This window comes from Flavobacterium seoulense, assembly GCF_000695795.1.
Lineage (GTDB): Bacteria > Bacteroidota > Bacteroidia > Flavobacteriales > Flavobacteriaceae > Flavobacterium > Flavobacterium seoulense.
Genome location: NZ_JNCA01000014.1, coordinates 113,107 through 125,016 on the forward strand (window position 1 = coordinate 113,107; position 11,910 = coordinate 125,016).

The window sequence follows — 11,910 nt, forward strand, 5'->3', positions numbered from 1 at the left end:
TTATGGCGATAAAAGTAACAATGCCTCGTTTGAGTGATACTATGACGGAAGGAACGGTAGCAACTTGGCTTAAAAAAGTAGGAGACAAAATTAGTGAAGGAGATATCCTTGCTGAAATTGAAACTGACAAAGCAACGATGGAATTCGAATCTTTCAATGAAGGAACACTTTTACATATTGGAATTCCAGAAGGAGAAACTGCACCAGTAGATTCATTATTAGCAATCATTGGTAACGAAGGAGAAGACATTTCTGCTTTATTATCAGGAGGAGAGGCTGCACCAGCAGCTGAAGCTAAAACTGAAGCTCCTGCTGCAACTGAAACTAAAAAAGAAGAAACTGCTCCTGCTGCTAAACCAGCTGCATCATTACCTGCTGGAGTTGTTGTAGTAACTATGCCTCGCTTAAGTGATACTATGACAGAAGGAACTGTAGCTACCTGGTTGAAAAAAGTAGGCGATACTGTTGCTGAAGGTGACATTCTTGCTGAAATCGAAACGGATAAAGCAACAATGGAATTTGAATCCTTCAACGAAGGAACATTATTATATATCGGAATTCAGGAAGGAAATACAGCTCCTGTTGACAGTTTATTAGCTATCATCGGACCTGCAGGAACAGACATCAGCGGAATTGCTGACGGTTATGTTGCTGGTGGTGCTGCTCCTCAAGCTGCTCCTGCGGCCGAAGAAACAAAAGCTGCTCCTGCTGCTGAAGCTGCTGCACCAGTTGCTCAGGAAGCTCCTGCTGACGGAAAAAGAATCTTAGCTTCTCCATTAGCTAAAAAAATTGCTTCTGACAAAGGAATCCAATTAACTCAGGTAAAAGGTTCTGGAGAGAACGGACGTATCGTGAAAAGCGATATCGAAAACTTCACTCCTGCTGCTGCCGCTCCACAAGCTGCTCCTGCTGCCAAAGCAGATGCTGCCGCTGCTCCAAAAGTATTTGTTCCTGCCGGAGAAGTATTCACTGAAGAAATCAAAAATTCGCAAATGCGTAAAATCATTGCGAAACGTTTATCAGAATCTTTATTCACAGCACCTCATTACAACTTGGTAATCGAAGTAGCAATGGATGAGGCAATGAAATCCAGAGCAACTATCAATACCGTTCCTGATACAAAAGTATCTTTCAACGATATGGTAATCAAAGCTTGTGCATTAGCATTGAAAAAACACCCAAAAATCAATTCTCAGTGGAAAGAAGATGCTATCATTATCAATCACCACGTAAACATTGGAGTTGCCGTAGCTGTTGAAGACGGATTAGTTGTTCCTGTATTGAAATTCACTGATGCTATGAGTTTATCTCAAATTGGTGCTTCAGTAAGAGACCTTGCCGGAAGAGCTAAAAACAAAAAACTAGGACCTGCTGAAATGGAAGGAAGTACTTTTACTGTTTCTAACTTAGGTATGTTTGGAATCACTGAATTCAACTCTATCATTAACCAACCTAACTCAGCTATCCTTTCAGTAGGAGCTATCGTTGAGAAACCAGTGGTTAAAAACGGACAAATTGTTGTAGGAAACACTATGATGTTATCTCTTGCTTGTGACCACCGTACTATCGATGGAGCAACTGGAGCTCAGTTCTTACAAACATTAAAACAATACATTGAAAACCCTGTGACTATGCTTGCATAATCATTGGTTTTAAATACTTAAAAATCCGTCCCGATAGCTATTGGGACGGATTTTTTTATGAGATTAAATTCCAAATATATTCTCGAATAAAATTATAATTCAACCAAAGCAATTAAACTAAAACAAAAAAGTTTATTGAAACGAATTCCAATAAACTTTCTAATATTATTTCTTAGTATCAATTTGTAATTACAAATCCTTAAATATGAATTTAAAACTATTCTTCTGTTGGCGTTTTTGGTTTTTTAGCTAATTTTAAAATCACAGGAAACAAAGTCAACAAAACCAATACTATAACGATAACTTCAATGTGTTCTTTTAAATCAATTTGGTAATTATTAAGTAAAAAACCATACAAATAATGTCCTGCAAAAATTAAAGTGAAAGACCAAACAAAAGAACTTACGATATTATAAAACATAAATTTCTTTTTTTCCATTGTAACAATTCCGGCTACAATAGGAGCAAAAGTTCTAAAAATTGGTAAAAAACGAGCAAAGATTATCGCTCTACCACCGTGTCTTTCAAAGAAATCTTTAGACTGAACTAAATATTTTTTCTTGAACCAGAAACTATCTTCTTTATTATACAGATAGTGACCACTCTTAGCACCAAACCAGTAACCAACAATATTTCCAAGAATTCCGGCTACAGCAACTAATGTTGACAACAAAGTCACATTTATAAATCCGTTGTCAATAAACAGTATATTTTCTATTAATTCTCTATTATAAATTCCTGCAAGAAAAAGCAAACTATCACCCGGTAAAAAGAAACCCGCAAACAATCCAGTTTCAGCAAAAACAATAAACAACACAATGTAGATTCCTAATTTAATTCCATTTACATCAAAATGAATATAAAAAAGCGGGTCTATCAAATTCTTCCAATCAAAGCTATTCATGCTTACCTATTTATTAAAAATATTTTTTGTGCGTGAAAATAAGAATAAATTACTTCAACCACAATTTATTCATTTCTTTTAAAGTTTAATTAACGCTAAAAAATCAATTTTTATCACAAAAGACAAATTTCTGATTCTTAAAATTCAAATTCCTGCCCCATAAACGGAATTGAGCAATTAATTCCATAAGTTTCACGAATTTTAATACGCAATTCATCGGCAGCGGGGTGCTCACCATGAACTAAAAATATTCTATGTGGTTTTTGTTCTAATTCTGAGATCCAGGACAATAAATCAGCTTGATCACCATGAGCCGAAAGACCATTTATTTCGACAATTTTAGCACGCACTTTATAGTAATTACCAAATATTTTAATCGATTTAGCTCCTTCAATTAATTTTCTTCCGCGCGTGCCTTCTGCCTGATAACCTACAATAATAATAGTTGTTTCTGGTATCCCAATATAATTTTCCAAATAACTTAAAACACGTCCGCCCGTTATCATTCCACTAGCTGCAATTACGACCTTTGCTCCTTTATTATTTATAGCTGCTAATGTTTCTTCATAATCAGAATTAATTATAAACATTTTACTCATTGCCTGACAATCGGGTAAACTTAATTTATGCCATTTTGTATTATTAAAGAAAACTTCGAAAGCTCCAACTCCCATAGGTGAATCGACAATGTATGGAATATCAGGAATTCTCGCTTCTTTTTTAAGCTCCCATAATAAAAACATAATACTCTGCGCACGTTCTACAGCAAAACTAGGAATAATGACCGTTCCGTCTTTTTTAAATGTTTCGTTAATATAATTTTCTAATTCTAATTTAGGATCAGTATCAGGATGCAAACGATCTCCGTAAGTACTTTCGAGAAAAACTAAATCGGCTTTTTTAGGTTTGATTGGAGGATATAACAATACATCATTATCTCTACCAATATCTCCCGAAAAAACCAGATTTTTCCCTTCTAATTGCAAACTGATACTACATGCTCCTATAATATGTCCAGCTGGCGAAAATTTAACTTTAATTTCATTTTCTAATTCTACTAAAGTTTCAGGAGGAACAACCGTTAGAAACGGAAATACTTTTTTTGCCTGCTCGACAGTATATAAAGGTTCAGCAATTTCATGTTTCGAACAATTCTCTTCATTTGCCTTTTTTGCGTCTTCTTCCTGAATTTTAGCACTATCTACCATGATCAACTTGGTAATTTCTATCGTAGGACTGGTGCAATAAATTTTCCCTCTAAAACCCTGATTTACTAATCGTGGCAACCAACCGCAGTGATCTAAATGCCCATGAGTTAACAACACCAAATCTATTGTAGATGCCGAAACCGGAAGCAAATCCCAGTTAAGTTCCCGCAATGGTTTTATCCCCTGAAACAATCCGCAATCAATTAAAATTCTAATACCATTACTTTCGACTAAAGTTTTAGATCCTGTAACAGTTCCTGCTGCTCCTATAAATTTAATTCTCATAACATAGCTTTTTAAATTAATAACACTTACACAGTTCTGCCACTTCTTTTAAAACATTTTTAATTCGGTTAGGACTTATTCCTATTTTTTTCAAATCTTCACTATTATTTACTAATTCTTTTACCAAAATAATATCTAGCAACAATAGTTTTTCTTTTTCAACTCTGGCTAAAGTCGTTAAACAAGTCACAGGATACAAACAATCCTGGTTATTCCGGGATTTTAAACTTCCTTTTTCGGGATAATCCCAACTCAATAAATTAATTCCTGAACATGCTGCAAAAGTGATTGCATCAGCCGTAAATCGGGTATTGGTAACAATCCAGCAATTGGTTATTTTTTCTTTATTGGTAAAAAGTGAATAATTATTAATTCGCAGATCATTAAATCTCGAAAACACATACAGAGGCACTTTTACATCTGAAGCAGCGACATCTCCACCGTGAAATTTACATTCAACCATAGCAATTTCGTTATTTTTCTTAATCAAAATATCTATTTCATGCATAACGCAATTGCCTTGTAAAATCACATTTGTTTTTGTCTCATATTTTTCTGCTTCAAAAAGTCTAGCAATATATTTTTCGAAATAAAACCCCTCTGGTCCTAACATTTGTATTGCTGCTCTCAAATTGTAGCGTGCAGCATGAGAATGAGTATGCTTTTTCAGCAATGCAAAAGCTTTTTTGTAGATACTTTTGGTCGAAATTCCCTCGTAAATATCATTGGTAATTTCTTTCAGAATGGCTTCGGCAGTAAATTTATCGGCACCTGATTTTAATAAAGACGCAATGAGTTTTTCAGGATTAAAACTCACCACTTCTCCTGAATGTTTTACAACTCTCATATCGTATTAATTACTAATTATAACTAAAAAGACTCCTTTAAAGTTACGTAAAAAATACTAGGAATTTCTCTTTTGATAATAAAACGCAGGAATAAAAAGGATAACAAATAATGGCTGAATTAAAAATCTTCGAATATAGAATACTAAAAAATTATTATCTGCGCCGTAATAATGGAGCACTAAAAAAAGCGAAAGAATCAAGACAAAAAAAGCGATGATATATATATAAATGGAAAAACGAACCATCATTTTGTCTTTAAAAATAACATAAATCAACCCTAAAGAAATCAACATATTCACTGTATATCGAAACAATAAACTTAAAGACAATTTTGAAAAATCAAACTCAGGCAACGGCATTTGGTTATAATCCCCTCTAAAATAATTCAGAAACGGATCATAAAACAATTCATCTTCATAAAAACGAACTAATACAAAACAGAATAACAATCCTGCTGCAAGTATTAGTTTTTGACCGTGAGTATAAATTTTATTTAGCATACAATGAAAATTTATTAACCCAAATTACCCATAAAATAAAAACTACGCCATAAATAAATAGCGGAAAAACTATTTCATGCAAGAGTTCCCGCTGTTCAGGAAACCAATATAAAGCCATACAAAGCAAAGCAATCCGAATTACATTCAAAATATAAACAAAAACACTTCCGCCCAGTATAAAAAGTAAAGTAGTTTTGAATTTTCCTGAAAAAGAAACCACAAAGGAAACAAACAAAATAATAACGCTAATTGCATTACAACCTTCAATCATTCTAGCCATTAATTGCTGATTGTAATACAGCATAAGATAAGAAGCATTCGAAATTTCTTTTGCATAAAAATCAACATTAAACAAAGAAAAAAACTGTGCAGTATTTTTTGTCACAAGCCGGGTAATTCCATCAACAGCTTGTTCATTGAAACTTGATAAATAGGCATGATAAATCAAACTCAAAACTAGATAAGTCAGGAAAAACTTAGCCAGGAAAATCAAAAATGGACGGTATAGAATAAGGTATTTTTTCAAATTTTGAGTTTTTCAAATTTATACAATTTTATCAACGATTACAATTCAAAATAAATTTGACTCCTGTAGTATATTACTGTAATACATTTCGTTATATTTGAAAAACCAAAACCAATAAATTAACCAAAATGAAAAACATACTTTTAACCAACGTATTATTACTATTCGTAACAACACTATTTGCACAAGAAAATGGGAATAAAACTATCTTACTTGATTCACTACATATTCCGAGCACGGACAAAAACTACTCTTACATAAGAATAATAGAAAATTATAAAAGTCCTAAAAACTTATACACCGTTTCTGAATATTATAAATCTGGAAAATTAAGTATGACGGGGCTCACAAATGACAAAGACATCTTAAAATTTGAAGGACTACGCATTGATTATTACGAAAACGGAAACAAGAAACAAGAATCTAATTATATTGATAATAAACTTAATGGTACTCAAATAAAATACTATAAAAACGGTAATATAAAACAAAAATGTAACTATGCAGACAATAAACTAGCTGGCCAATTAACAGAATGGTACGAAAACAATCAAAAGAAATCAGAAAAAATAGTGAACTGGAATTCTGACAACAAAACGGAAGAAATTAAAATACTTCAATTTTGGAATACTGAAGGAAATCAAACAGTGATAGATGGCAATGGTCAAATGGAAGGTACAGATAAAGAATTCTTCGAAAAAGGAGAAATAAAAAACGGAGAAAAAGAAGGAATATGGAATGGCAAAAATTTAAAAAAAGACTACAGCTATACAGAAAACTATAAAAAAGGAAAATTACTTTCAGGAATTAGTACAGACAAAAACAACAATAAATATGATTACAAAGAACTCTCACAACAACCAATTCCTCTAAAAGGAATGACAAATTTTTATCAATATATAGGAAATAATTACAAGGCTCCAAAAATTGAAGGATTAAACGGAAAAGTATATATCAGATTTGTAGTTGACATAGAAGGAAATCTCGGTGAATTTAGAATTTTAAAGGATTTAGGCTATGGTACAGGAGAAGAAGCGATCAAAATCATTTCTAGTTACGGAAAATGGATCCCAGGAAAAATAAAAGGTATACCCACAAAAGCACAATATTCTATTCCATTGGCTATAAAAAATAAATAAAACTTATTCCTATAAATTATAATCGTCGAAAAATCCTCACTGTTAAAATATACAAAAACAATTGAATGAAAACCAACCTACTAACCACATTACTACTTTTGGCCTCAATAATTTCATATTCACAAATTATTGAACCAACCCGTTATAATCTGGATTCTTTACATAATCCAACCAACAAACAAAATTATAAATACATACGAGTTGTAGAAAACTACAAAAATCAACCCAACCTATTCATTTTCACAGAATATTATCGGTCTGGAAAAATAAACATGAAAGCTATTTCATCAAGAAAAGAGAAACCTTATTTTCAAGGACCTCGTTTAGACTATTATGAAAATGGAAATAAAAAACAAGAATCAAATTATATTGATAATAACCTAAACGGAAAACAACTGGAATGGTATGAGAATGGCGAAATTAAATCAGAGAAAGAAATAAGCTGGGATGCTGACAATAAAAATCCAATTATCAAAATAGTGCATTTTTGGAATAAAGACAAACAGCAAACTGTTATTGATGGTAATGGTCAATATGAAGAGGATGATGAAAATATTTATGAAAAAGGCCCAATAAAACTTGGTAAACGAGAAGGTGTATGGGAAGGAAAAAATCTTAAAGAAAATTTTAGCTTTTCAGAAATCTATAATGACGGAAAATTTATTTCTGGAATTAGCACAGATAAAGACAATAACAAACATCCTTATAAAGTCCTAATGGAAAAAGCTAGCCATACAAAAGGTATGAGAGATTTTTATAGTTTTATAGGAAGAAATTACAGAACTCCTAATATTCAAGGATTAAAAGGAAAAATTTATATCACATTTATAGTTGATACAGACGGTAGTCTTAGTAATTTTAAAATTCTAAGGGATCTTGGACATGGTACAGGTCAGGAAGCCATACGTGTATTAAAAAAAGCTGAAAAGTGGACTCCTGGAAAAGCAAGAGGAATTAATACAAAAGTCTTGTATTCTTTACCCATTAGTATAACGACTTCTTCTGGTTCTTCTAACTATTATCCTAATCAGGAGCCTACCTTCGAATCAGAAATGTTAAGAAATACAAATCCACACTGGTAAACCATAAAATAATTTAAAATCAAATTACTTATAAAAAAACCAATTAAATGAAAACCAACCTATTCATCACAACTTTTTTATTAGCCTCTTCTGTTTTATTTGCTCAAAATTCCAGAGACAAAGTATTTTATCTTGATTCATTACATAATATTGCAACAGAACAAAATTATCAATTCACTCGAATAGTTGAAGATTATCAATCTAAAAAAAACGTCTATGCTGTTTCAGAATATTACAAATCAGGAAAAATTAGTATGTCTGCCGTAACTAAAAACAAAAACAATCTACAGCTTGAAGGACTACGCATTGATTATTATGAAAATGGCAATAAGAAACAAGAAGCAAATTATGTTAACAATAAACTAAGCGGAAAACAATATTCCTGGTACGAAAACAACGGTAAAAAATCAGAAAAAGAGACTTCATTTGATGCCAAAAATAAAATAACAGAAACTAAAGTACTTCAATTTTGGAATCCAGAAGGAAATCAAACAGTAATAGATGGTAACGGTTTAATGGAAGAAACGGAAGGAGAATTCTACGAAAAAGGAGAAATCAAAGATGGAGAAAAGCAAGGCACCTGGGAAGGTAAAAGCTTAAAGAGAAACTACACTTTTACAGAAAAGTATAAAAATGGAAAACTAATTTCAGGAGTCAGTACTGATGCTAGTAATAACAATTATTCTTACAAAGAGCTATTAGAAAAACCTGTTCCCAGAAAAGGATTTACAGATTTCTATCAACATATTGGTAAAAACTTTAAAACTCCCGATGTGCCTGGAATAAAAGGAAAAATACAGCTAACTTTTGTTGTTGACAAAGACGGAACTATTAATGATATTAAAATTTTAAAAGACCTTGGTTACGACACCGCTAAAGAAGCAACAAAAGCTTTATTGACTTATGGAAAATGGACACCAGGAAAAATGAGAGGGATACCTACCAGAGTATTGTATTCTTTACCAATTTCAGTAAATAATGGTAATCAAAATAACTAATTAAAACTCCAATTATTGATTAAAAAATAAGTAGCTCGAACAAATTAAATATTTCAAAATATTCTATAGCACTAAACTAAAAAAACACCACCGTTTCAGATTCTAATCTAAAACGGTGGTGTTTTTTTAAATAATAATTTATTAAACTTTAAAATTTAAGCGTAAGACCAGCAACTACAGTCCTTGGCGGTTGTGCAGTTAAAGTTCCCTGACCTGTAAAATAAAGCTCATCAGTAAGATTATCCACTTTTAGTCCAATTCGATATTTTGGCTTATCATAAAATACGGTAGCCGTTACTAAAGTATAGCTTGGCAAAGTAAACACGCCTGTTGTTGCTGAGTTTCCACTTTTATGATCTCCAATATAATTTGCTCCAGCACCTATACCAAGTCCTTTTATTGTTCCTTTTTGAAAAGCATAACTAATCCATGAATTAACTAGGGTTGCCGGTCCAGCTGATGCCGGACGCCTTCCTTCAAGTGCTGTTGTAGATTTTGTAAGCTTACTGTCATTATAACCGTAACCAGCAATAATATTTAAGCCTTCAATAGGGTTTGCAATCAGTTCAAGTTCCACCCCTTTACTTTTTTGTGTTCCATTTTGTACAGTAATCACATAATTTTGTCCTCCAACATTTATCTCTTCAGGACGAGTCATATTACTTACAGAAATATCATAATAACTAGCTGTAAAACTCAATTTCCCTTGAAAAAGATCCATTTTTACTCCCCCTTCATACTGATTGGCATGCTGTGGTTTAAAAGTTCCTGAAACGTTTGGTGCAGTTTGCGTTGTTGGTGGCACGTTTGCAAATCCATTCATGTAGTTTCCAAATAAAGAAATACGATCCGGAAGAATTTGGTAAACAAGACCAAATTTTGGAGACACAGCAGTTTGCATATATTTAGAATTCGCCACAAGAGTCGCAGTTGCTTGATTGATAGTTCCACGATTTTCAAAACGATCCACTCTTAGACTCAACATTCCCATTAATCTATCAGTTAAATTTAGCACATCTGAAGCATATATACTATAAATATTACTCTTAGTATTATTCTTAGTTGGCGCTGCTGTAGATGCTGCAAGTCTGCTTTCAACGGCTGATTTAGAGATTTTAGTATAATTTGCATCACTTGGATTCAATCCGCTTACATTATCAAAAACGATGTAAGGAGAATTATCATTATTAATTGTCTGATTCAGATAATCAAGACCAATTACCATTCGGTTACGCAAACCTAATACTTTAAAGTCTCCTATGAAATTCTGTTGCAAATCTGTTGCGGTATTTTCTGTATTTTGTAATGAAACATTACGTTCTAACATTTCATCACTCGTAGCTCCTCTTAAAAAAGAATAAAGATAAAATCCGTTTGAACGACGACTGTTAGCTGAATAGATTGTTTGTGAATTCCAATTATCTGAAAGTTTATAATTGATTTGTCCCTTAATATTTACTGTAGGATTCTTCATTACCAAATCATTACTTGTAAACGATCTTTTCCAGTTAAAATTTAGTTCTTCTGGAGTAGTTGCTATATAAGGACGTACTCTGTTAAGAAATATGGTAGCCGGGCTGGTACCTTCAAGTGAGTAAAAGCTTGCTGTCAAACTAATATTTAAACGATCACTAGAACGATATTCTACTGTAGGAGCTATAAAAAATGATCTTTTAAAACCTGCATCCTGAAAACTATTTTGATTTTGATAAGCTGTATTTAAACGAAAAAATAATTTCTTTTCATTATTAACTGGTCCATAAATATCCGCACTTACACGGTTTAATCCATAACTACCAGTAGTATAATTTACTTCTCCTCCTAAAGTATCTAAAGGTTTTTTAGTTACAATATTAATTAAACCTCCAAAAGAGACTACTGCTCCTCCAAAAAGTGTTCCTGAAGGCCCCTTAATTAATTCAACACGCTCAATATTTGCCGGTTCAATTTCTCCATTAGTTTGCGATGGAACTCCGTCAACAAAAGCTGCTTCAGTTCTAAAACCACGCATTGCATAAAAAGAAGCACCATCACTATTAATACCTCTATTATTTTGTAATTTATAAACTCCCGGAGAATTTTTAAGCGACAAACTAAATTCAGTTACCATTTGCTCAGTTAAAAGAGTTTTAGGAATTGTGGTATATATTTGAGGATTTTCTAAGTTACCCAATGGCATTTTTGCAGCAGTAGTCGTTTTTTTTACTGAGAATTTATTTGTTCTTCCTCCATTAACCACTACTTCTTCTAATTGCTGATTGTTTTCTAAAAGAATAAAATCTTGTGTTTGATTTTCTCCCTCATTTATTACAATCTCGCGCTTTTGCTCACCCAAACCTACGTAACTTGCAATTAGGGTATATCTACCAGCTCTAAGATCTTTAAGAACATAATTCCCTTTAGTATCTACCTGAGCAGATTTTCCTCCCACAATGGCAACATTTACAAATTCTGCTGGCTTTCCATCTTTTGTTTTAACTGTTCCTCTAATACTTCCTCCATTTTGAGCCAGAACAACTAAATGTCCCATGACAAAACCGATGGTTAATACGAATCGAAATACTTTGTCTTTTACTTTTAAAAAAAATAATTTATTCATTTTTACAATGATGTTAATTAATACTATACTTATTGTTAATTATTTCACAAATATATAGTTTTAAATTAGACTTGTTATAAATAAAATTTTAATTTTAGTTTTAAAATGAATTAAGAGATTGAGAATTATTCGAATAAAATAAAAAAGAAGAAAATAATTGACTCATCATCATTTATAT

Annotated in this window: 10 protein-coding genes; 4 read left to right on the forward strand and 6 right to left on the reverse strand. The window is 32.2% G+C overall.

Annotated features, from left to right (window positions below):
* Window positions 1-2 precede the first annotated feature (2 nt).
* Window positions 3-1,643 (forward strand): pyruvate dehydrogenase complex dihydrolipoamide acetyltransferase, encoded by a 1,641-nt coding sequence (locus FEM21_RS07705; protein ID WP_035659310.1) that lies wholly within the window; start codon window positions 3-5, stop codon window positions 1,641-1,643.
* A 217-nt stretch (window positions 1,644-1,860) separates the two neighbouring features.
* On the opposite strand, the gene FEM21_RS07710 is transcribed toward FEM21_RS07705, so the two are convergent.
* From FEM21_RS07710 to xrtF, 5 genes are all read right to left on the reverse strand, one after another.
* Window positions 1,861-2,547, reverse strand: coding sequence for a DedA family protein (locus tag FEM21_RS07710; protein WP_035659312.1), 687 nt, complete (start codon window positions 2,545-2,547; stop codon window positions 1,861-1,863).
* Between the two features lie 137 nt (window positions 2,548-2,684).
* Entirely contained in the window at window positions 2,685-4,040 is a 1,356-nt protein-coding gene (locus FEM21_RS07715; protein ID WP_035659313.1) for an MBL fold metallo-hydrolase RNA specificity domain-containing protein, read from the reverse strand.
* Between the two features lie 16 nt (window positions 4,041-4,056).
* Window positions 4,057-4,887: a restriction endonuclease gene (locus FEM21_RS07720; RefSeq protein WP_035659315.1), complete on the reverse strand. Its 831-nt coding sequence runs from the start codon at window positions 4,885-4,887 to the stop codon at window positions 4,057-4,059.
* Between the two features lie 57 nt (window positions 4,888-4,944).
* Complete coding sequence (locus FEM21_RS07725; RefSeq protein WP_035659316.1) at window positions 4,945-5,388, reverse strand: exosortase F system-associated membrane protein; 444 nt, start codon at window positions 5,386-5,388, stop codon at window positions 4,945-4,947.
* A complete protein-coding gene (gene xrtF, locus FEM21_RS07730; protein WP_035659317.1) occupies window positions 5,378-5,914 on the reverse strand; it encodes an exosortase family protein XrtF in 537 nt (178 codons plus the stop codon). The genes FEM21_RS07725 and xrtF overlap by 11 nt, the downstream gene beginning before the upstream one ends.
* A 128-nt stretch (window positions 5,915-6,042) precedes the next feature.
* Between xrtF and FEM21_RS07735 the strand changes: the two genes are divergently transcribed.
* The 3 genes from FEM21_RS07735 (at window position 6,043) to FEM21_RS07745 (ending at window position 9,133) form a co-directional block, all read left to right on the forward strand.
* The gene (locus tag FEM21_RS07735) at window positions 6,043-7,053 is read left to right on the forward strand and encodes an energy transducer TonB (RefSeq protein WP_035659318.1); all 1,011 of its coding nucleotides are present in this window, start codon (window positions 6,043-6,045) and stop codon (window positions 7,051-7,053) included.
* 65 nt (window positions 7,054-7,118) lie between these two features.
* Window positions 7,119-8,135: an energy transducer TonB gene (locus FEM21_RS16200; RefSeq protein ID WP_081824666.1), complete on the forward strand. Its 1,017-nt coding sequence runs from the start codon at window positions 7,119-7,121 to the stop codon at window positions 8,133-8,135.
* Window positions 8,136-8,182: 47 nt separating this feature from the next.
* Window positions 8,183-9,133 carry an energy transducer TonB gene (locus tag FEM21_RS07745; protein WP_035659320.1) on the forward strand — a complete coding sequence of 317 codons (951 nt, stop codon included), beginning with the start codon at window positions 8,183-8,185 and terminating at the stop codon, window positions 9,131-9,133.
* A gap of 148 nt (window positions 9,134-9,281) precedes the next feature.
* On the opposite strand, the gene FEM21_RS07750 is transcribed toward FEM21_RS07745, so the two are convergent.
* Entirely contained in the window at window positions 9,282-11,732 is a 2,451-nt protein-coding gene (locus FEM21_RS07750; protein WP_081824667.1) for a TonB-dependent siderophore receptor, read from the reverse strand.
* Window positions 11,733-11,910 lie beyond the last annotated feature (178 nt).